The following is a 21,628-nucleotide window of genomic DNA, read 5'->3' as shown; positions in this document are numbered from 1 at the left end:
AGACTAGCGCAGTTTGTAGAGCTTCAATTTCCTGTTGAATTCGTACAGGTCGCTCAACAAACTCTCTATATCGGCCTGATCCTGAAGTGAATTTCTTTGTTGAATTTTCTGCCCATTTCCGGCCATACAGGCAAGGCGGTCGGGATACGTTCTCGTACACAAATTTGCCCCGCCCATTGATAAATACGTACAAAATCGCGGCTGCCACCAAGCAGACCGCGATTTTGCGTTTCGAGGGAGAATTCTATCGTTTTCGTGCTTCTCCCAGTCCGCCATCTCGCCCTCTTCCACTTCTTCCCAGCCGCTGAACATGGCTGAAATATGGATGATCAGGGTGTGGCCGGTGGTGGTCATGGTCGATCCGGCTGATAATTTGATGATTGATTTCGATCACAGCAGCCTGAAGCCTGCGCATATTCGACAAAAATGATCAAATATTTACTTATAATTTTTTGAAGATATCGCAAGACCAGACATTGGAGGATATAAGAATTATTCTATCTACTTAAACATATACTAGATAATAATAAATAATCAAAAAAATTTCAGCCAATACGGATGATATATCGATTTAATGAGCCTATTCCTTCGATAGTTTGCCTTTTCGATGAGCATATGCAATGATAAAATTAAAACTCATCGCGACATATGGGCAAGGCAATATTTTTAATTGAAATTTGATTTAGCTCTGCCTGCCTGTCATGCGAAAAAAAACCTTCTGACTCCAAGGAGGATGTCATGCAGAAACCCCACTCAGTCCGATACCTGCTGATCGCCGTAGTGTTGCTGCTCGGCGTGAGCTGGGCATTTGCCGCAGTGGAGACCACCAAGGCGCCCGCCTATCCAAGCAGCTCGTACCTGATCACCGCAGACCAGTTGCGGCAACGCATCCAGGGCGAACCGGTGGTGATTATCGACGTCCGCAACGACGAGCATTTCGATGGCAAGATGATACCTGGGGCGATCCGTTTGCCCTGGTCATTGTTCCGCCAGGATTATTCGGCGACCAATATCGGCGGCACCTTTATTGGCACTGCGGAGGCACAGAAAATCCTCGGGCAGCATGGAATCTTCCGTAACGACCAGCTCGTGCTGTATGACGCGGCGGCCCGAGATGGCGGGGCCACAGCATCATATCTGTTCTGGATTCTGGACCTTCTCGGCCACAAGAAAATGGCCATCCTCGAACGGGGCATCGATGGCTGGCTGGACGCAGGCGGCGAGGTCGTCAACAGTCCAGCGCAGCGCGAACCACTCCTCTACCAGGCTCCGGCCAAAGAGATAGACACGCGAAAAATCACCGACGAGGCCTTCATTTCCCCGCGCCTTGGCGATCCCTACTACCAACTGATCGACGTTCGCTCCGAAGAAGAATACCTGGGCAAAGCCCTCAATACCGGACTCGACGGGACACCGCTGAAAGCCGGGCATATTCCCGGAGCCTACAATATCAACTACGAAAGCAACTGGGTCGACAAGCAAGGCAAGGCGATCAAAAGCTACGCCGAACTGGCCGAGCTCTACCGCGGTCTTGATCCGGACAAAGCGGTGATCGTCTACTGCCATTCCGGTCGTCGCGGCTCTTTCAGTTACTTCATACTGCGCCTGATGGGCTTTGAAGACGTGCAGTTGTACGACAATTCCTGGTATGGCTGGGGACGGCCGGAGCGCTACTATCCGACGGAAACCAATCCCCGGCAGATGTCCGGACAGGCATTGCCAACGCCCGGCAAAAGGAATCCGTCAGAATCAGCAGGCCGAAAGACGGAGCCCGGGGCTGCGACCGGACAGACTTCGCAAGAGGTTACTCCCGACGCTTCTGCCGACTCCACCGGCGGCAAAAAATATATTTCCTGTGGAGGTTAAGCCATGGAACCCACGAAACAGAGCAACGCTCCTTACTGGCCTATCCTGCCAAGCGCCATTGCCCTGGCCGGAATCATGCTGTTCATCTTCGCCAGCTTCGGCCCGCCTGCTTCCTCCAGCGGATTTGTAACCACCCTCAAAGGATTTTTTATGCAGTTCGCGCCTGAATATGCCGCCGGCAAGGCGCATTACCGGATGATGCCGGGGCCCGGGTCGTGGCTGATGGTCTTTGTTCTGGGCATGGCGCTCGGCGGCTTTATCGGCGGTCGCACCTTCAGCCGTGAAATCGAAGACGTACCGCAAATCTGGCGGGAACGCTTCGGGGCCGGACGATTCAAGCGTTTCGGCAGCGCCTTTCTCGGCGGCTTCCTGATCCTTTTCGGGGCACGCCTGGCGGGCGGCTGTACCCTTGGGCTGTTTCTTTCCGGGGCGACCCAGCTCTCCCTCAGCGGCCTCTATTTCGGCGTTGTCATCTTCGCCGTCGCCATGTTGACCGCACGACTGCTCTACAAACGCAGGAGGACCTCATCATGATGGACATATGGCTCGGACTCTTCGCCGGCACGGCGTTCGGCTTTGTCATTCAGCGCGTTGGGGCGACGAATCCCCAGAAGATGGCGCTGGCGCACCTGATGCAGGAACCGTACATCCCCCAGTTCATGCTCTTGGTGGTAATCTTTTCCGCCACCGGCCTGTTTTTCCTCGATGCAGCAGGTGGCGCCGTCACCCGCGTCTTGCCGATCAGTCTGGTAGGCACCGGCCTTGGGGGCGTCATCTTCGGTATCGGCTGGGGAATCTCCGGGTACTGCCCCGGCACCTGCTGGGCAGCCGCGGGTGAAGGCCGCATGGATGCCATCTTCACCCTTCTCGGTGGACTGGCCGGCGCCGCTGCCTTTGCCCACCTGCACGAAAGCCTCATTCCGATCCTCTACATGCCGACCAACAAGGGCCAGCTGACACTCACAGACTGGTTTGGGCACCCGGCAGCAGCCCTCGGCTTCCTGATCGTCCTTTTCGGCGTCGGTGTCTGGCTGATCGGACGGCTGTGGAGACATCAGGATGCGTAACTTCACGATAAGCGCCTGCCTCCTGCTGATGCTGTCTGTATCCAGCCAGATTCTGGCTGCGGGTCTGACACCACCGCGCGGATACTATGCGCAGCTGGAATTCATCCACCAGGGACAGAGCCTGTCGTTCGGTCCTTTCATCGGCTATTACTTCAAGCCGCAGCAGGGGGATGACGTCACCAGACTGACGTTTGTCTGTTACAACGAGGGGCAATTCTATACCGACCAATTGCCGGATGGCACCCTGCTCTACAGAGGCGAGGCGGTGCTCTCCACCCTGGAGAGAGTTCGCCAGCTACCGCGCAGCGAGCAGCGGATTACACCCCTCTTTTTTGCCGACGCCCCGCCGGCTTGGGTGCAGCAAAGGCCCACCCCGCAGGAGGAGTACCTGCACTTCCACTCCGCCTACGATCAAAGCGGTGCCGTCTATAGCGGCTACTGGCTGCGGCACGAGCCCGTTACGGCGTTCAGTTACAACATGGGAGGCCGACTCAGCGAGGACAGCCCCCTGCTCCACCAGGCAAAACCGGGAGATGCGCAGAATTTTCCGCGCATCATCGAATTTGACAAAGGCCCTTGAGCCATGCTCCGGCAACTGAAATCTTGCCCCCAAGCCACGCTCCCGTTCGCCAGAAGTTTTTGGTCAATCTGGGTGGTATGAAAGGCGTCAACAATCAATACCAATGCATTTTCCCATTTGTATATTCATGACAAATACCAAAAAGAGTACAATCGGCGCATTTCCGGGCCGATTGTACTCACATTATTCAACTGGTATTTTAGGCAAAATACCTCAAGATGGATTACTTCTTCTCTGCATCATATTCGCTTTTGGCTTTTTCCCAAGAATCGCTCAGCGCCTGATAGGCGTCTGAAAATCCATTTTTCATCTGTTCCCAAGCATCTGCAGAACTGTTCTTGAAACTTCCATACCATTCGGACAGCTCGTTTCTCTGCTGGCGCAAAGCCTTCAGATTAGCCCTGGCTTCCTCGCGGGCCGCCTGGGTCATCTTGTCCCAGTTGTTGTCAACACGGCTTTCCAGTTCGTCAATCCGCGCATCAATAGTATCCATTGCCTGTTCGGCCTTTTTCATTGCCTGATCGCGCTGATCGACGGTGTATTGCTGAAGGGTATTGATCATTTCCTTCGTTTCCGCTTTGACATCCTGGGATGTGACCGTGTCATTACCGGCTTTCGCTTGTGAAGTCGGGATAAAACAGAGCATCAACACTGCGATCATAGTGATAATTAATGTGTTTTTTCGCATAACTTGTCTCCTGGCTATGGTTTGAGATTTGTTCGGTTTCATCATTATCAACGAAAATGTGATGCAGCCGACTTGAAGGAACTACTGAGAGAATCCCATGCGTTGTCAACGCCAGCCTTGAGATCTTCCCAGGCGCCATCGCTGGCTTCTTTTAGTTCATCAAGCTTTTGATTTGCATCATTCTGCATCTTCCGCAGCTCTTCAATTTTTTTATAATATTCCAACTGAACATCGGCATCTGCAGAATCAGCCTTGGCTTTGAGCTTGTCGATTTCAGCATTCCACTCGTCCATCTTGCTCTGCAGCTTCTTCACATAGGCTTCTTTCATACTCATGTCTTTCCTCCTTGGTTTTGAGCGACCGATGATGACTCCGTTAATGCATAAATCTACGGACACGCTCTGAAAAATTCTTATAAATAACATTAGTCTATATCATATCAATTAAAAATTAAAAACTCATTTGATGACAACAGATTACGATCGCATTTGGCATCATATCTGATTCAATCATATGCAATTGACGATGAAATGATTTTCTGGAGGAAGATGGGGGCGATTCTGCTCGAGACATGTGAATTCGAAATTCGTCAATAAAGTTAAGGCATAATTAGCGGATAACACAATTTAATCCGTCTTGCAAAGCTACCAGCGCATTGTCGAGAAACTCTTTCTGAATATCGTATTATTCTACACCGCTCTCTTGTTTTTGATTTTTTTCAAGGCTCCGCGAGACTGAGATCATCATGCTGCCCGTGGCTAGGGACAGGATAGCGAGGATGACTAAGCTCCGCATTATGGCAAGGCTGTCCGGGCCTTCGCCGGAAATATTCGATTGATTGAAGCAAATTTAACAAACGAACGTTGCCAAAACAAATAATGACGTGTATTCTGACATTAGTTTTAATATATTTGACATATTCGGCTGATTGAAAAGAGTATTCTTGAGATGGTATTTGAGTGGATATATTTATTTTTATCGAGATATAAACTACAAACTTGAGCGAGGTACTCATGGATAGAATACTGCACGATGATTTGCAGAGTTTATTTTTGAATGAAAATTCAAGCTGGTGTGTTTCTCTTTTCTTGCCGACATTTCGAGCCGGGAGAGAAACAGAACAGAACTCGATCCGTTTCAAAAATCTTTTGCGAAAAGCAGAAAAGATACTCGCCGAAAATGGGGTCGAAAATGCGGAAAGACGGAAGATGCTCGCGGAACCGGAAGCCCTGATTCAGGATCGATCATTTTGGGATCACCAAAGCGATGGCTTGGCCATGTTTTTTTCAGCCGAGAAATTTCGCTTTTTCAGGCTGCCGTTGACTTTTGAAGAGCTGACGGTTGTTTCCAAACGATTTCATGTCAAACCACTCTTGCCCATACAGGCCGCAGACGGTGTTTTTTATGTGCTGACGCTCAGCCGGAACAACGTCCGTCTCCTGGAGTGCACGCAACATAGCATCGATGACGTCGACCTCGGCGACCTGCCGCAAAACCTCGAAGAAACCATCCCGGACGGCGCAACTGACAAGCAATTGCAGTTCCATACGGGCACTCCTTCAGGAACCGGCTCCGACGCACGGTCAGCGGTTTTTCATGGCCAGGACGCTGGCAACGAGACAAAAATCAGGATGTCGCGCTGGTTTCGCATGATCGATGACAGGGTAAAAGAGCTTGTTGTAGACGTGCGCGCCCCTCTCGTGCTGGCCGGAGTTGACTCCCTGTTTTCCATTTACAGGGAAGCAAACACCCTTGAAAATCTGATTGAATCAGGAATTTCGGGCAATGCAGACAAGTTGAAGTCCGAAGAATTGCACGCCCAGGCTTGGGTGTTGGTCGAGCCGTTCTTCAAAAAGAGTCGGGACGAGGCTGTCGCGCGTTTTCGCCAGCTGGAAGGTAGCGGGAAGACATGCACGGATTTGTCCCGGACCCTGGCTTACGCCCATCAAGGACGGATCGAAGTCTTGTTTGTGGCTGTAGGCGTCCAGGTGTGGGGCTCATATGACCCACAGTCGGAACTGGCAGAGATTCACGACTCCCAGACCGGCGACGACGGAGACCTGCTTGATCTCGCGGCGGTCCAGGCATTGACCAAGGGGGCGGTGATATATGCGCTGCCACGGAATGAAATGCCCATGCCAGAGTTACTGGCCGCGATTTTGCGGTATTAAAATCGGCGCCATCCGCTCGTTGCCGTGGCGCAGTGGCATTTATGCCCCTTGCGTGGGAATTGTCGGCAACCGTTTTGAAAACCTGTCATAAGAATCTTCAAAAACAAAAAAGTGCAAAACCGCGGCCGCCATCAGGCAGACCGCGGTTTTGCGTTTGGAGGGAGAACTTTAACGTTTTTCGTGCACTTCCCAGTCCGCCACCTCGCCCTCTTCCACTTCTTCCCAGCCGCTGAACATGGCTGAAATATGGCTGGTCAGGGTGTGGCCGGTGGTAGTCATGTAGACGTGGATGATGATGAAGGCCAGGATTGCGAAAGCGCATGCCAGATGAATGAGCGCCAGCAGACGCAGATCCAGGAAGGTCCAGTTCCAGATGGCCCAGTCGTTGTACAGATAATACAGCAGTCCCGTGCCCATCTGAAGGGTCAAAAGGATCGCGGTGAGCCCCAGGTAAGTCAGGCGTTGCAGCGGATTGTGCTTGGCCTCCTTGGACTTTTTGACCGGATGGGGATGTCCTTTGAAGATGCCCGAGGAGTAGTAGCCGATAACCTCGAAGAGCTTCTTGGTGGTCGGGATGTACTGCCGCCATTCACCCGTGGTCACGACCCAGAAAACGATGAAGATGAACAGGATGACCCAGGTCAGGCCCAGGAAGTTATGGTATTCGACCGCTTTCTGGAAACCGAAGAGGCTGAAGCTGCCGTGGACCTCGAAGCCGGTCAAAAGGAGCAGGAAGATGAGCAGGGACTGCACCCAGTGCCAGAATCGCTCGAACCGCGTGTACAGATAGATTTTCTTTTTTGTGCTCATGTCATTACTCCTTGCGACGTCCGACGCTGCTCAAGAAACGCCCCAGACCGTGCAGGGCGACACCCAGGGCCGATGCCGCGACCAGGGCCCAGCCGCCCATGTTCAGCAGTTGCACCGAATCGCGGCCAGGCATGTAAAAGCCTTCGAGGTGGTCAAGCCGGCCGCCCTTGGAATGACATTCCACGCAGGCCACGGCCTGCTCCTTGGGCGCCACCATGTGAGTAATGGGGAAGACGTATTCCGTATCCACGAAATCGTATTCGCCGCTGTAGGGAAGCTCGTTGTATTCCTGTCCGACCGCGATGGCCTTGTTCCAGTCGAAGTCGGCCCAGTATGCGCCCGATCCCTTGGGCCCGAAGAGCTTGGGAATGACCATGGTCTTGTTGACCTTGTCGTAAGGAGTCTTGCCCGTGTGCACCTTGAAAGGGAAAATGCGCGAGTTGGGGTCGCTTATGTCGCCGATGGGCCAGGAGACGCGCACCGTGGATGACGGATCGATGACATCCCGGGCCGTGGTGCCCCGGATGGAGCCGTTGAACCATTCGTAACGCGGGACCATATTCTTACCCCATATGAAGGAGCCCTTCTTGGGATCATAATCGGGCTTGCCGAACTCGTCCTTCTTCACTTCGCGTTTCTTGTCACCGGCCACGGACCAGTCCCAATGCATCTTGGTCGCGTTGATGCGGGCATACGTCGGGATGTGGCACGCCTGACAGGAGACCTTGTCGGTGTGATCGTTGGCCTTCTGGTTCGTCTTGTGCGGCTGGGTGCCGTGACAGGATTCGCACATGATCTTGGGCATCAGGTCGTCCTCCAGGAGGCTCTTGCGTTCCGTGGAGGCCGGAGTGGCATAGATGCGGCCGGCGATGTTGTGTGCATCGGTGGTATGACAGCGGCTACAGTCAAAGTTCTGCCCGTCCGTGCCCATGTGCACATCGAGCTGCTTGTTGGGCATGGCCATGGACGAGTCCAGATCGCCGTGCTTTACCGCGTCACCGCCGCCCCCGTAAAAATGGCAGGTGCCGCAATTGTCGCGACCCGGACGGCCCACAGACTGCGCCACCGCATTGTAATTCGGAGGCAGGAACTCCGTCTTGCCGTCGAACATGGTCGCGTTGGTGACGGGATATCCGGCCTTGGTCGGAAATTTCTTATAGGTGCCGGTCTGTTCGTGGCAGACAAGACAGTCCACCAGTTCGGCCTTGCTGAAATCGAAGTTCTTGTCTTTCCATCCGTAACCGATGTGGCAGGAGGTGCAGCGCGGCTCGTTGGAACCCACGCTGATGCAGAAATTGTTGACCGAAATGCCGCCCTTGCCCGTGTCTCCGCTGGGATCGGCCGGGTCCTTCCAGGTCCAGTGGATGGTTTTGTGCAGCTGCATGGCGGCCTGGTTGTGACAGGTCAGGCAGGCCTTGGTCACATCCTCGGGACGTGTGAATTCCTGCTTCAGGATGGGAAGCTGGGAGTGATCGGTGGTGATCCATTTCTGGGCGTCATTCTTGACGGTCTGCCGTGCCAGCGCCCGGCCCGGCGCTTCGCTGTCGTCGCTTGCCAACTGGGCGAAAGCTCCCAGGGGCCAGAGACAAACGGCAAGTGCGCCGCAAAGGACTGCCTTCCATAACGTCTGATTCATAGTCCCTCCATGAAGTCTGAAGTGCTAATCCAACAAGAAATCCATTTCTGACAATTCTGTACCATAAAATACATTCCAGGCAACCACATGATTCATTGTGGAAAATAAATCGGACTTATAAAGTCTGAAATATGCCATAAAGTACGCCAGGCAGATAGATATTGTGAAAAGAATGCAAAGCGAAGGAGATGGATGCAGACGTGACGGGCGGTTTAGGAAAGAAAAAGAGAATTCTAGTCCGTTTTGATCAGAGACTTCAGAGCGGCATGCAACGCCTCGGCCTTCTTGGGACCAAGGCCGGGCAAGGCAGCCAGCTCTTCGACCCCGGCCTTGGTCATGGCAAGGGCCGAGTCGAAATGCTCCCACAGCAGGCGGGCGGTTTTGGGACCGACTCCCGGGAGCTTGTCAAGTTCCGAGGAGAGCTGCGCGGCGCGCTTGTGTCGGCGCAGGCGGGAGATGATATAACGATGGGCGGTGTCGCGGACGTGCTGCAAAAGCAGCATCTCCGGGCTTCCGGGGCGAATGGCCAAGGGATTCTTGCGACCCGGGCGGAATATGACGTCACCCAGCTCCCCGGCCCGGCGGCTCTCGCCCTTGGCGATGGCGGCCAGGGGAATGTCCACCGTCCCGTTTTCGGTCAGGGCCCTCTCCACGCTGGCAAGCTGGCCCTTGCCCCCATCGATCAGAAGCAGGTCCGGCCAGGGCGGGCCGGACTTGAGACGACGGGCGACAAACGAGGCCAGGGCCAGATAGTCATCGGCGGTGCCTTCCAGTTCCGGAAAGGAGTACGTGCGGTAGGCGCTCTTCTCCTCGCGGCCGTCAACAAAGACGACCATGCCCACGCGCATGCCCTCGCCCTGGATGTGCGAGGCATCCACGCATTCGATCCGTTCCACCTCCCCTTCCATGCCCAGGGCGCGGGCCAGCTCGGCCGGGGTCGTCGTGGTGCGTCGTTGCCGGATCGCCTGGGCCTTGGCGTTGGCCGTGGCAATGTCGATGAGCCGCCGTTCCTGGTCCCCGCGCGCCTTGGCCAGACCGACCTTGCCTCCACGCATGTCGGCCAGGGCGTCTTCCAGGGCCGGGTCCTGGCTGCCAAAGGCGGTGATGATACGGGCCGGAATGAAGCGCTCCGGGGTGTAGTACTGCATGACAAACGAATCCGTCAGGCGGGTCTGATCTTCCGGCGTCTCCACCGACGTGTCCGCAAACCAGAAGCTCTGGCCGTCGATGATGCGGCCCTGGCGCACGAAGACAATGGCCAACCCCGCGCCGTTTTCGTTGCCGTGCACGCCGATGACGTCCAGATCACGCCCGTCGGAGAGCACCGCCGCCTGGCGTTCCACGGTTTCGCGTAGGGCGCGGATGCTGTCGCGCAGTCGGGCCGCGCCCTCGAAATCAAGGGCGTCGGACAGGCGCATCATCTGGGCGTGCAGACCGGCCATCAGCTCATCGGACTTTCCGGACAGGAAAAGTTCGACCCTGCGCACGACCTGCCGGTAGTCCTCTTCGGAAACAGGCAGGCAGCACGGCCCAAGACAACGCCCAATGTGGTACTGCAGGCAGGGCCGGGTGCGATTGGCAAAGACCGTGTCCCGACATTTGCGCAGCGGAAAAAGGCGATCGATGACCCGCTTGGTCTCACGCGCGCCAAGGGCCGAAGTGAACGGACCGAAAAACACGGACCCGTCGCGCAGCACCTTGCGGGTCAAACGCAGGGCTGGAAACGGATGATTCCGGGACAGGCAGAAAAGGACGTAATCCTTGTCGTCGCGCAGAACGATGTTGTATTTGGGACGGTGCTTCTTAATCAGGCTCGCCTCAAGCAGCAACGCCTCCTTTTCCGTGGCCGTGCACAAAAAATCGATGCTCTCGACTTTCGGCATCATGATCCGCACCTTGGGCGGCAGACGGTGCTCGGGCTGAAAATAGGAGGCCAGGCGGCGACGCAGGTGCTTGGCCTTGCCCACATAAACGATTCTGCCCGCGGCGTTCTTCATCAGATACACGCCCGGGCAGGTGGGAAAGGTCGGCAGGATTTCGCGGGAGATCATCTGCGGCGTCTGCGCGGCGGTCGCTTGCGCGGCGGACGGCCCTGCTGACCCCGGGGATCCGTGCGCAAGGCCTGGGGATTTTCGGCTTCCATTTCGCTGCGCAGGCTGCTCCACATTTCCGCCGGTCCAAGATCCGCACCGGATACCAGCAGGCCAAGCTGATAAAGGGCCAGGGTTTCGGGGAAACACTCATGAGCCACGAATCCGCGCTTGGAAAAGCGCTTGCGCTTGTCGGGCTCGAAACGGGTCTGGTTGGCCATGATCTGGATCATGCGCGCGCACATCCATTTGGGCATGCTCATGCGCGTGCAGATGGGCTGCAAAAGATCCTCCAGCAGCGCGCCATGAATCACCCGCTCGCCCTCGGCCGCGTATCTGGCCATGATGCGCTGCACCGGGGCGGAGAAAAGGGCCGCGAAGACCAGCACCGGCTCGACCTTGCCCACAGTCCGGATACGGCTGTCCATGTGTTCCAGCCAGGCCCAGAGCGAGGAGTCCTGACCGTGGTCGTGATCGAGAAAATCCGCGATCTCGGGCAACAGGTTGTGCAGAAGGCCGGTCTTGTAGAGCAGGCGAAAGGCCTTCTCTCCGGCTCCGTAGGCAAAGAGCTTCTGCAATTCCTCGAAGACCCGGGGCGGCGAGGCTTTGAGGATCTCCTCATGGTGGCGCATGATGGCGTTGTAGGTCGCGGGCTCGATGTGGAAATCAAGGCGCGCGGCAAAGCGCACGGCCCGGATCATGCGTACCGGATCTTCCCGGAAGCGGATATTGGGATCGCCGATGCAGCGGATGAGCCGGTTCTCGATGTCGCTTAGGCCCCCGACGTGGTCGATGATGGAGAAACGCTCGACCTCGTAGAACAGGCCGTTAATGGTGAAATCGCGGCGCAGGGCGTCCTCTTCGGGCGTGCCGTAGCAATTGTCGCGAAACATGTACAAATCTTCATCGCCGTTCTCCTCTTCCTGATCCGGACAACGCCGGAAGGTCGAGGTCTCGATGACGTGATCGTCGAACCGGATGTGGGCCAGTCGAAAGCGCCGCCCGATCAGAAAGCAGTTCTGGAAGATCTTCTTGATCTGGCTCGGCGTTGCGTTGGTGCTGACGTCAAAATCCTTGGGCGTGCGTCCCAGCAGCAGGTCGCGGACCCCGCCGCCCACCAGATAGGCGGTAAAACCCTTGCGCACCAGACGGTACATGACCTTGAGCGCATCGGGATGGATGTTTTGGCGGGAAACGGAATGTTCTGATCGGGGAATGATAACTGAAGTCATGTGGTTTAAAAAAATCCTGTGCGCAAAATGTTGTTCCCGGCCCCTGCGCGGGAGCCGGTTCGTTACGGATGAAGGGCCTAGACCCTGTCGCAGGGAAAATTGGACAGATACTCTTCCAGGAGATCGTCAAGATTGGTTCCGAACTCCTGCAATCCAAAGGTGGCGCCGCAAGACCTGCAGCGCAATTCCACGGCCCGTCAAGTGCGGCGGACCTGCAGCGTGCCGTGGCAATTTCTGCAACGCAGCCGTGTCCTGAATTCATTCTGACCGGGCATCATGTCAGTGCCCCCTCGATGCTCTGGACACACTGGCGCACGTCTTCGATGATCTGCTCGTAATCGACTTCCGTCGCTGGCAGTTCCGTTCCGTTCAACCAAAAATCAGCGGGCTTCCTGGGATGGAAATTGGATTCCGTCATCATGATCACGTGCCTGGACAAACGAAGCAGGCTGTGCAGCTCGGGATACCGGCCACTGAACGCCTCGTTCGGGAGAGCGTACTCGGCGACGACCTCGCGGATGGATTGCGGAAAGCCCCAGGCTTCAAGCACTGCGTGCCCGGCCGAAAAATGGTCGAAACCGTCAAACCAGTCACGCTCTTTCTCGAAAAAAACGGGCAGCTCCAGTTCGGCGTCGCGACTGAAAAACTCAAGGAAGCGATCCTGAAAATTGACCAGCAGCACCACATACCCGATGTTGTGGATGAGCCCGAGACATTCCAGGCATTCCAGCCCCTCGGCATCGAGGGCATAGGCTCCTGGAACGGAGGATACGAATTTCTGCATGAACACGTTGGCGGTCAGGCTCTGCTGCCAGATCCGATGCAGAATGGCGTTGAGCTCCGCGGATTCATGGAAAAAAGCCGATCTGAGCACGACCTGGTACACGATACGCTTGATCTCCCGGTGTCCCAGCCGGACCAGTGAGGTCAGGATGTCGACGGAATTGTTGGCATCGTGATACACGGGCGAGTTTGCGCAGGCGATGATATTGCCGAAAATGACCGGGTCAAGCTTGGCCTGGCCCGCGATCTGTTTGACCGTGGTCTGCGGCTTGTTCAGCAGTGAAATAAGGTCAAGACCTACCGGGCTGATCCCGGGAAGATCAAAACTGAGTTTGTCCATGTTGTCCGTCTGAATTATTTGAGCGCGGGCATTGCCCGCCACCCGAGTTGAACCGCAGCCCACAGTCCGACGAGCGCGGCTTCTGCGGCATCGTGACCTGGAGTTGTCGGCGAAGACCAGCCTTCGCGGCGTAAAATCGTGCTCACCAGCGCGCAGGCCGCCGCCTTTGCCTTTTGTCCGCTGACACGTTGCCGGGGAAGCAGAAACTGCTCCCGCCAATCCTGCGCCTGGACGATCCGGCAGGGCAGGTTTCTTTTGGTCGCCGCGTGCTCCCAGATCCCTGCCGTCTGCCCGCCCCCTTCCACTACCAGAAACTGCAATTGGGGCAATTCAAAAAGCACGCGGGCGGCGGCTTTTTTGAGCCTCGCCGTGGAACCCAGATTGTGCGAGCGGCACCACTGCAGGCGCCCTTCACGGTCCAGAAGAGCCAAACCCGTACGCACTCCGGCGTCCACTGCCAGCAGGGCGCACATCAGAGATCCACGATCTCAACGTCTGCCGGGTTTAGAGGATGGTGCATGAACACCCCGCCGACCCTGGCGAAGCGTCTGGCCCCGTCCGTGGCCAGAAAAGTCAGGCTGCGTTCCTTGGTGGTGGAACAGATGTCCCGTCTCTCAAGCATCTCCTGCACGAATTCCGCCGTGGTCCGGGCGGAGTCGACCAGGCGCACGTTGTCTCCCACCACGCTCTGGATTGCATCGGCCAGAACAGGGAAATGAGTACAGCCCAGAACCAGCGTGTCAATACCCGTGTCCCTGACCATGGTGCCAAGGTAACGCTCGGCCACGAGGCTTGCGATCTGGCCTTCGCACCATCCCTCTTCGGCCAGCGGCACAAAAAGCGGACAGGGCTGGGCAAAAACCTTCGCATCGGGGCGGATGCGCAGGATTTCACGATCATAGCCACGGGCGTTGATGGTGCTCTCCGTGCCGATGACACCGATCCTGCCGTTTCGGCTCGATCGGCAGGCCGCTTCCGCGCCGGGGCGGATGACACCGACGACCGGGAGCTCCGGATACGCTTCCTGCAATGCCTCCAGGGACACGCCCGTGGCCGTATTGCAGGCGATGACCAGCAGCTTGACGCCCCGGGCCTTCAAGAGGGCCGTGGTCTGCAGCACGTAGCGAATCACGGACTTGGCGCTCTTGGTGCCGTAAGGCAGGCGCGCCGTGTCGCCCAGGTAGAGAAAACTCTCTCGTGGCAGGGCCTCGGTCAGGGCCCGCAAAACGGTCAGGCCTCCGATACCGGAATCGAAAACGCCTATGGGCAATGTGCAATCGGATTCGTACATATCAATCAAAAGCGGCCAGCCGCAGGGGATCACGCAGGTGGGCGCGGATCTCCTCGAGATGGCGTTGGTTGGTGCGTTGTTCGGACAGGGGCGGCAGATTGTCGAATTCGAAGAAATCGACCTCAAGGGTTTCCATGCTGCCCCTGGCCTCGCCCCCGAGAAGCTCACAGAGAAAGATCAGCTTCACGGCGTGAAAAAACATGCTCGCCTTCTTGCCCCGGTTGGCGTCGAACGCGGCGACAAGTTTCGTGGCCCGCACCACGAATCCGCTCTCTTCGAGGGTCTCTCGCTCGGCCGTCTGTGAAGGACGATCGCCCACATCGGCCCATCCTCCGGGCATGGCCCACCTGCCATCCGCGCTTTCCTGCACAAGCAGGATGCGCCCGTCACGGATCACCGCCGCGCGCACGTCGACCTTGGGAGTGGCATACCCGGGCTCCAGGGAGAAGGCGCGTTTGACCGCTGAAGCTTCAAGCTGCGAATGTTCCGACAGAATTTCGGCCGCGATGTCCGACAGGCGGCCGAAACTCAGCTGATCGTAATGGCTTTTGGTAAAGGCCAGCCCTGTCTGGGCCAAGGATTGAATCTCCCGGGCCCAGTCCAACCAGCGCGGATTGGAATCGTCGGTCATGAGATCAGGCCGAGGCCAGGTAACGGGTGATGGCATCGACGATAGTCCGCCACGTGCGCAGCCTCTTGGCATCGTCGGTTTCCAGCAGCGTGACGCGGAAACCCTTGCGATTGCAGCAGAATCCCGTCAACGGCACGACGCAGATGCCGGTGGCGCCAAGCAGATAGTAGACGAAGCGCTTGTCCACCTGCACGCCCTGCACGATCTCCTCGATGTGCGCTTTTATCTTGGGATTTTCGATTTCAAGGGCCTGCCTGCCGTTCAGGACCCCGTCCTCGAACATGACCGACATGTAAAAAGCGCCCTGAGGCTTGATGACGCGCACGCCGGCAACGCCCTGAAAGGTCTGCCAGGCTTCCTGCGCGCGGTGCTCGAACATCCTGCGCCGGGCATCCAGATGGGCCCTGTAGCGCGGATCGCCCATGACCGGGGGAATGGAGAGCTGGGGCAGGCTGGTGGAGCAGACTTCAAGCATCTTGGCGTTGAGCAGACTCTTGATGTAGGCGTTGAAATCGGGATTCTTGTCTTTGTTGTAGACTTCCATCCAGCCGCAACGGCCGCCCGGCCAGGGGTATTCCTTGGAGATGCCACGCAGGGCCATGCCCGGAACCTCGCCGATGACCTCGGACAGGCTGCACGTCGGATGGCCGCTGTAAACGATGTTGGCATAGATCTCGTCAGCCAGGACGAAAATATTGTAACGCCGAGCGATATCCACAATTTTCTCAATCAGTTCGCATGGATACACCGCACCCGTCGGGTTGTCGGGATTGATAAACAGAATGCCCGCGATGGAGTCGTTGTAGCGGACCTTGTTCTCCAGATCGACCAGATCCGGCATCCAGCCGTTGCTGGGGTCGAGCTCGTAGGTCAGGTGCTCGTACCCGGAGTGGGCGGCCTCGGCCGAGGAATGCGTGGAATAGGCCGGTGAGGGTCCGATGACCCGGGCTTCGCGTTTCAGGAAGCCGAATATCTTGGCCACGGCGTCGCCGAGGCCGTTGAAAAATATGATGTCGTCGGCCGTGACCTGATAGCTGCCCCGCTGATTGACAAGCTTGGCCACGAACTCGCGGGTCTCAAGCACGCCCTGGGTGGCGCAGTAGCCGTAGGTCTTGTCCTTCATGGCCAGGTCGGCGATGATTTCCTTGATCCAGACCGGCACCTGCTCGCCCTTCTCGATGGGGTCGCCGATGTTTTCCCAGATAATTTCAAGGCCCAGATTGCGAAGATCCTGAGCCACGCCCACTATCGCCCTGATTTCGTAGGTCAGTTTTCCCCAACCCACATGTTCGATGTCTCTGCGCATATGCATTCCCGAATGCTGCGAAATCCGCGCGGACGGAGTTCACAGGATGATGACTGCTCCCAAAGATTGGGAAAGAAAGGCATTTTGCTTATGCCAGGGGGCGGGGATTGTAAATAGGGGCTAAACAGGCCGATGAAAAACGGCCTGCGTGTTTTGAACTTTTCGACAATTAACGCAGCGCGGATTGAAGGATGTCACGCAATTCGTTGACATGAAAGGGCCTTGGCACCACCGCCACAGTCCGGTGGCGAAATTCCCGCTCCAGGGACGAACTGCCAAATCCCGTCAGAAGGACAAGCGGGACTTCAGGAATCTGGAGCAGACAGGACCTGATCAGGGCCTCGGGACGATCGCAGGAGACCAGGATCAGGTTGCAGGTGTCCCGGAACTTGAGAAAATCCCCGTGTCCGGGCGCAAAGGCCTCGCCTTCGTAGCCGACCTCCGCCACGATTTCGCGCAACATGGTGCGCATCTGTTCGTGATTGCTGAGCACCAGGATGCGTGGCTTCATGGTTCCGCGCGGCTTGCGCAGACGGTCGAGGGGAAGCAGAAAATTGTCCAGAGCCAGACGGACCAGCCCGAAACGATCCCGGACAAAGGAATAGGCCGGGTTTTCGAGCAGCTTCTCGCAGAGGCGCGAGGCCTTGTCGAGCACGGCCACCAGCTCCATGTACACGTCGGGCTGGGTGGTGTCGTCCGTGGGGGCGCTGGAGTTGGCAGCGATCTGGCTCAGGCCGAAATCCGGACGCTGCTTCATGCGCACCACGACGTTCTCAAAAAATTCCGAGGGCTTGTTCTTGGCCCAATCCTTGTTCAGGCGCTCGGCCAGGACCTTGGCGATGGACATGATGGCCTGACTCGCGGGCAGATCGTCGCGCAGGGTCACAAAGGGCTTGCCCAGGGCCGAAATCTTCCGGGCGGCGTCATCCTGGGGGATCGCCCCCAAAAAAAGGGGCTTGAGGCCCAAAAACTGCTCCACCGTCTCCTGAAAACGGGTGAAGACCTGCCTGGCCTGCACTCCCGATTCACAGCGGTTGACCAGGATCAGCGGCGGCCACCACAGCCCGTTTTCTTTCAATACCTTGATGAGCGCATAGGCGTCGACCAGGGCGCTGGCCTCGGGATTGACCACCAGAATGATCTCACGCGTGGCCAGACACAGGGACACGACCTGGGCGGAGATGCCCGGCGAGTTGTCGAGGATCAAAAAATCGTACCCGGAGAGCGCGGAAAATTCCGCGACCAGACGCTTGCGGTTGGCCACGTCAAGCTCGGCCATGCGGGCCACGCCGTTGCTGCCGGAAAGAAGATCGAATCCGGGCCGAACGGGGACAAGGCATTCCTCAAGGGGCAGGGAGTCGAAGAGAACGTTTTCGAGCGTGTTCGCAGGAGACGGCAATCCCAGATGCACTTCCGCGTTGGACAGGCCGAAATCCGCGTCGAGCAGGCAGACCGTGTACCCGGCACGATTGAGCGCCAGGGCCAGGTTGACGGCCACGGTGGTCTTGCCCGTCCCGCCCTTGCCGCTGGCCAGGGCCAGAATGCGGGTGTGACGGGTCCTGGACGTTGCGATTGACGGCGAGTGCTGCATTGAAGCCGAGGGTTAATTGTTCGTGGGGCAGCCCGAATGCAAGATGCCGGAGATATCGGACAACAAGGTCTTCAAATGAAAGGGCTTGCGTATACACTTGGCCGCTCCCAGGCGCAAGGCTTCATCCAGCTCGTCGGAAGATGCCAGGCCCGTGATGATCATTACGGGCGGAGCGCCGCCGTTGCGACGCAAAAGCTTGAGCACGTCGAGTCCGGAATGGATGGGCATGCGGATGTCGAGCAGAATCAGATCGAAGGAAGCGGAGCGCAGTTTGAGCACGCCCTCCTCGCCGTTGGGTGCCGTTTCGACCACATAACCAGCTTCGCGCAGGGTCTCGGAGAGGATGTCGCGAATATGCTGCTCGTCATCGACGACCAGGATCCTGTGCCCAAGCGCCGGAGTCGGCATGGCGCACTCGGTCGCCTGGCGCACGACAGGCTTTTCGGGCTTGGTCACCGGCGTGGAGACCGGCAGGATGACAATCATCTCCGCGCCCTCTCCTGGAGCGCTGACCACCTTGATCTCGCCGTAGTGGTTGGTGACGATACCGTAAGCCGTGGAAAGCCCGAGTCCAGTGCCCTTGCCTTCGGACTTGGTGGAAAAGAAGGGATCGAAGATGCGTGAAAGATTCTCGGGCGAAATGCCCGTGCCCGTGTCCTTGACGGAGATGCTGATACGCTTGCCGTCGGGCAGGAAGGCCGAGCTGACGGTCAACACCCCGCCCTCTTTTTCCATTGCGTGCTGGGCATTTATGACCAGATTCAGAAAAACCTGCTCCAGTTGGTTGGCATCGGCCAGGATGAGCGGCAGATCCGGTGTGAGTTTCTGAACGATGGGAATGCGATGCGTTTGGAAGATCGATTCCACAAGGCCGATGATTTTGAGCAGCAGCGAGTTTATGTCCAGCTTGGTGACCTGGGGCGCGTTGGGTCTGGCAAAACCCATGAGGCTCTGCAGGATGGATGAGATGCGCTCGATCTGCTCGGAGATCTGATGCAGGTCCCTGCGCTTCTTCTCGTCGTTTTCACGGCTTTCCAGCAGCTGGGTGCGGGCCGAAATGATAGCCAGCGGATTGTTTATCTCATGGGCCGCGCCTGCCGCGAGCTGACCGACCGCCGCCAGTCGCTCGGTCTGGAGCAGCTGCAGGTTGATCTGCTGGTTCTTCCAGAGGGCCAGGGACAGCTCGTCGGCGCGAACCTGCAGGCTGTCGAAGAGCCGCACCCGATCAAGCGAGGCCGAAGCCACGCAGGAGACCTGGGAATAGCCCATGTATTCCTGGGGAGTCATCTTCGGGGGCCGTTCGCTGGAGCGCAAAATGCAAATTTCGCCGGTGAAATCGCTGCCCACCAGGGGAAAGAGGCAATATCCCCGCACCACGAAAAACTGCTTGAGCCGCAGTTCCCGATCCATGAGAGACGCGCCTTCGTGGCGTTCGTGATGCGTCAGCAAAATGGCCTTCAGGTTGTCCGGCAGCGTGGCTCCGCCATCGAGCGCCGGCAGGCCGTCACCGTCCAGGGAATAGGAAATGACACGTCGGTTGCCGTTGCCGTTCCAGATCAGGCCCTGCATGACGCGCTCGGCAGGGACGACCCAGTACACGAAGCCGCCCCGCACACCGACGCTCTCATGCATGCACATGGCCGCCGATTCGAAAACTTCGTCCGAAGTCCTGGCCTTGCTCATCTTGAGGCCCACCGTGGAGCCCATGCTCGTAAAGCGGTGGGCGTCCTCCAAGCGGCCGTTGGCCTGCTCCAGATCCAGGCTCATGCGCATGAGATGCTGGTTGGCCTTTTGCAGGGAAGAAAGAAAAAGACCGACCTGATCGCCGTCGAGCTCGAAAGGCTCGGCTCTCTCGGCAAAAGCCGGGGCAAAGGCACCCAGAATCGACTGCAACTCCTTTTCGCCGAGACCGAGCATTTTCTGCAGGCCGAGCTGGCGCTGCTTTTCGTGGGTCATGACCCGCGGGGAGTCCATGAGAGTCGAATGCGCCAGAATGTTGGCCAGGGCCACGATGGCCACCAGACGTGCGTTGTCCTTGAAGGCTTCCAGGGCCGAGGCCGAATGGTGGTGCAGCCAAATGGCATCGGTCATGGACGCCGGAAGCTTCCATTTTTCGGCGATCCAGCGCCCCACCGCAGTGTGATCCGTCTTGAAGACCTCCTGCTCCGCCGTGAGGACGGGCTCGTAAAGTTCCTCCATGCGTTCCATGACCTGATCGTACTGCTCCTGAAGATGCAGCTGCAGGAAGATGCCGCCGATATCGTGCATGATGCCCGCGCCAAAAGCCTCGCCAGTCAGGGCGGGGGCAATCTTGGCCGCGATGAGGGAGGCAAAGACGGCCGTGGCCAGGCTGTGCTTCCAGTGCGCGGTCTGGATCGCTTCGGACTTCTTGTCGCCCTTGATCAGGGAATCCTTGATGAGCATGGAGAGCATGAGCGTCTGAACCACCTTGCTGCCCAGGCGATTGAGCCCTTGTTCCACCTGCGCCACCTGTCCGCGAGTGACGTAGGTTGCGCTGTTGGCGTGCTCAAGAACCTTCACGGTCATGGCGGGATCTGTCTCGATGATGCGAGCCAGCTTTGAATGCTCGAAATCCCGGGTCAGGACCTGCCCGAGGATGGTGTTGGCGACGGCAGGAAGCGAAGGGAGCGCCTCGATCTGTTGCAGGATTACGCGCAGGGAACGGTCCTCTACGGGTACGGAAGCGCTTTTCTCTGAATGCCCGGGATCGGGCCCGTGATGGGAAAAAGAGGTATCCACATGAATCTCCGGGCAATCAGTAGTGAGGTGGTTTTTCATCGGGATCGAAGGGCTCCATGGACGATAGGTCCTGGAGCTTTTTGCCCAAAAGCACGAGCGTGGCCCTCAGTTCCCGAATTTCCTTTTGTTGTTCTATGACAACCGCATTCAGATCATCAACCGTTTTTTGCAAATATATATACTTTATTTCAATATCTTCCATTCGCTTTTGCATGAGTTCCCCCGGGAATGATTTCAAAAAAAACACGGCTTCCGCCCGAAGGCCATTCTTGTCCTTGACCCAAAAGAACGGTCATGAAAAATACACCGCTAACAATTAGGATGCAAAGGAGAAAACCATGACCAATGCCGACCAGATTTTCACCCCGGCCAGCCTGGACGAGATATTTCCGCCCTCGATCACCGACGCTTTTTTCGAGGCGCTGTTCGGCGATGCCGAGGACGGAGCCTACGACATCAGGCTCAGATTCGAGGGACACGGCCCGGAAGAGCTGCGCTTTGCATTTCATCTCCAGCAGCGTCCGGGCATGTGTCTGGCCTGCAACCTGACTTACGGACTGCCGCAGGTTTTCACCCGGCATCCACTGCTTGGCGTGGGCAAGCTGGCTCAAAATCTGGCTGACCGCATCAACGCGAGCATGTCTTCCTGGGCGCTGGGCGCGACGCGCGAAATCTCCAGAAGCCTGCATGTCATCCCCTTTACCATCAAGGTCGCGTGACGAACAGCGCTTCGCCTCTCCAAAATTCTCAAAAATAGTGAAACGTCGGGAATTTTTGACCCAGGTC

The 21,628-nt window shown here is 57.2% G+C and carries 22 protein-coding genes; 6 read left to right on the top strand and 16 right to left on the bottom strand.

Annotation, left to right across the window (positions count from 1 at the left end; all coding sequences use genetic code 11):
• Positions 1-3: 3 nt before the first annotated feature.
• On the bottom strand, positions 4-354 hold the full coding sequence (locus BMZ40_RS19610; protein ID WP_092376004.1) for a hypothetical protein: 351 nt from the start codon (positions 352-354) through the stop codon (positions 4-6).
• Positions 355-738: 384 nt separating this feature from the next.
• Here BMZ40_RS19610 and BMZ40_RS12090 point away from each other — a divergent pair, with 384 nt between their 5' ends.
• Genes BMZ40_RS12090 through BMZ40_RS12075 form a run of 4 tightly spaced genes read left to right on the top strand, consistent with a single transcriptional unit; the run spans position 739 to position 3,513 of the window.
• Positions 739-1,866 (top strand): sulfurtransferase, encoded by a 1,128-nt coding sequence (locus tag BMZ40_RS12090; RefSeq protein WP_092376001.1) that lies wholly within the window; start codon positions 739-741, stop codon positions 1,864-1,866.
• Between the two features lie 3 nt (positions 1,867-1,869).
• Complete coding sequence (locus tag BMZ40_RS12085; protein WP_092375998.1) at positions 1,870-2,400, top strand: YeeE/YedE thiosulfate transporter family protein; 531 nt, start codon at positions 1,870-1,872, stop codon at positions 2,398-2,400.
• Positions 2,397-2,933 (top strand): YeeE/YedE thiosulfate transporter family protein, encoded by a 537-nt coding sequence (locus BMZ40_RS12080; RefSeq protein ID WP_092375995.1) that lies wholly within the window; start codon positions 2,397-2,399, stop codon positions 2,931-2,933. The genes BMZ40_RS12085 and BMZ40_RS12080 overlap by 4 nt, the downstream gene beginning before the upstream one ends.
• Positions 2,926-3,513 carry a hypothetical protein gene (locus BMZ40_RS12075; protein WP_092375993.1) on the top strand — a complete coding sequence of 196 codons (588 nt, stop codon included), beginning with the start codon at positions 2,926-2,928 and terminating at the stop codon, positions 3,511-3,513. The genes BMZ40_RS12080 and BMZ40_RS12075 overlap by 8 nt, the downstream gene beginning before the upstream one ends.
• Before the next feature lie 223 nt (positions 3,514-3,736).
• Here the strand turns inward: BMZ40_RS12075 and BMZ40_RS12070 are convergent, their stop codons facing one another.
• Complete coding sequence (locus BMZ40_RS12070; protein ID WP_092375990.1) at positions 3,737-4,201, bottom strand: sll1863 family stress response protein; 465 nt, start codon at positions 4,199-4,201, stop codon at positions 3,737-3,739.
• A gap of 47 nt (positions 4,202-4,248) precedes the next feature.
• Positions 4,249-4,536 carry a sll1863 family stress response protein gene (locus BMZ40_RS12065; RefSeq protein ID WP_092375987.1) on the bottom strand — a complete coding sequence of 96 codons (288 nt, stop codon included), beginning with the start codon at positions 4,534-4,536 and terminating at the stop codon, positions 4,249-4,251.
• A gap of 678 nt (positions 4,537-5,214) precedes the next feature.
• On the opposite strand from BMZ40_RS12065, the gene BMZ40_RS12060 reads away from it, so the two are divergent.
• A complete protein-coding gene (locus BMZ40_RS12060; RefSeq protein ID WP_092375985.1) occupies positions 5,215-6,372 on the top strand; it encodes a baeRF7 domain-containing protein in 1,158 nt (385 codons plus the stop codon).
• Positions 6,373-6,540: 168 nt separating this feature from the next.
• On the opposite strand, the gene BMZ40_RS12055 is transcribed toward BMZ40_RS12060, so the two are convergent.
• The 13 genes from BMZ40_RS12055 to BMZ40_RS12000 all read right to left on the bottom strand — a co-directional run bounded on the left by BMZ40_RS12055 (position 6,541) and on the right by BMZ40_RS12000 (position 21,044).
• The gene (locus BMZ40_RS12055; protein WP_092375982.1) at positions 6,541-7,182 is read right to left on the bottom strand and encodes a cytochrome b/b6 domain-containing protein; all 642 of its coding nucleotides are present in this window, start codon (positions 7,180-7,182) and stop codon (positions 6,541-6,543) included.
• A 4-nt stretch (positions 7,183-7,186) separates the two neighbouring features.
• Entirely contained in the window at positions 7,187-8,818 is a 1,632-nt protein-coding gene (locus BMZ40_RS12050) for a tetrathionate reductase family octaheme c-type cytochrome (RefSeq protein WP_092375980.1), read from the bottom strand.
• Positions 8,819-9,051: 233 nt separating this feature from the next.
• On the bottom strand, positions 9,052-10,869 hold the full coding sequence (uvrC, locus tag BMZ40_RS12045) for an excinuclease ABC subunit UvrC (protein WP_092375977.1): 1,818 nt from the start codon (positions 10,867-10,869) through the stop codon (positions 9,052-9,054).
• The gene (gene pcnB, locus BMZ40_RS12040; protein WP_092191577.1) at positions 10,866-12,140 is read right to left on the bottom strand and encodes a polynucleotide adenylyltransferase PcnB; all 1,275 of its coding nucleotides are present in this window, start codon (positions 12,138-12,140) and stop codon (positions 10,866-10,868) included. The genes uvrC and pcnB overlap by 4 nt, the downstream gene beginning before the upstream one ends.
• Positions 12,141-12,217: 77 nt before the next feature.
• Complete coding sequence (locus BMZ40_RS20105) at positions 12,218-12,415, bottom strand: dual CXXC motif small (seleno)protein (RefSeq protein WP_342707893.1); 198 nt, start codon at positions 12,413-12,415, stop codon at positions 12,218-12,220.
• Positions 12,415-13,263, bottom strand: coding sequence for an HDOD domain-containing protein (locus BMZ40_RS12035; RefSeq protein ID WP_092375974.1), 849 nt, complete (start codon positions 13,261-13,263; stop codon positions 12,415-12,417). Before BMZ40_RS12035 ends, BMZ40_RS20105 begins: the two co-directional genes overlap by 1 nt.
• Before the next feature lie 14 nt (positions 13,264-13,277).
• Positions 13,278-13,736, bottom strand: coding sequence for a hypothetical protein (locus tag BMZ40_RS12030; protein WP_092375971.1), 459 nt, complete (start codon positions 13,734-13,736; stop codon positions 13,278-13,280).
• On the bottom strand, positions 13,736-14,554 hold the full coding sequence (gene murI, locus BMZ40_RS12025) for a glutamate racemase (RefSeq protein WP_092376072.1): 819 nt from the start codon (positions 14,552-14,554) through the stop codon (positions 13,736-13,738). The genes BMZ40_RS12030 and murI overlap by 1 nt, the downstream gene beginning before the upstream one ends.
• Position 14,555: 1 nt before the next feature.
• Positions 14,556-15,185: an NUDIX hydrolase gene (locus BMZ40_RS12020; protein WP_092375968.1), complete on the bottom strand. Its 630-nt coding sequence runs from the start codon at positions 15,183-15,185 to the stop codon at positions 14,556-14,558.
• 4 nt (positions 15,186-15,189) lie between these two features.
• Positions 15,190-16,491, bottom strand: a complete 1,302-nt coding sequence (locus BMZ40_RS12015) for a pyridoxal phosphate-dependent aminotransferase (RefSeq protein ID WP_092375965.1) — start codon at positions 16,489-16,491, stop codon at positions 15,190-15,192.
• 169 nt (positions 16,492-16,660) lie between these two features.
• Entirely contained in the window at positions 16,661-18,082 is a 1,422-nt protein-coding gene (locus tag BMZ40_RS12010; protein ID WP_092375962.1) for a P-loop NTPase, read from the bottom strand.
• 12 nt (positions 18,083-18,094) lie between these two features.
• Complete coding sequence (locus tag BMZ40_RS12005) at positions 18,095-20,842, bottom strand: HDOD domain-containing protein (protein WP_177193149.1); 2,748 nt, start codon at positions 20,840-20,842, stop codon at positions 18,095-18,097.
• 16 nt (positions 20,843-20,858) lie between these two features.
• Positions 20,859-21,044, bottom strand: coding sequence for a SlyX family protein (locus BMZ40_RS12000; RefSeq protein ID WP_177193148.1), 186 nt, complete (start codon positions 21,042-21,044; stop codon positions 20,859-20,861).
• A gap of 136 nt (positions 21,045-21,180) precedes the next feature.
• Here BMZ40_RS12000 and BMZ40_RS11995 point away from each other — a divergent pair, with 136 nt between their 5' ends.
• Complete coding sequence (locus tag BMZ40_RS11995) at positions 21,181-21,561, top strand: pancreas/duodenum homeobox protein 1 (RefSeq protein WP_092191561.1); 381 nt, start codon at positions 21,181-21,183, stop codon at positions 21,559-21,561.
• Positions 21,562-21,628: the final 67 nt, after the last annotated feature.

It is taken from the genome of Desulfomicrobium apsheronum (assembly GCF_900114115.1).
GTDB classification, from domain to species: Bacteria; Desulfobacterota; Desulfovibrionia; order Desulfovibrionales; family Desulfomicrobiaceae; genus Desulfomicrobium; species Desulfomicrobium apsheronum.
This window is presented reverse-complemented; position numbering and strand designations above follow the sequence as displayed.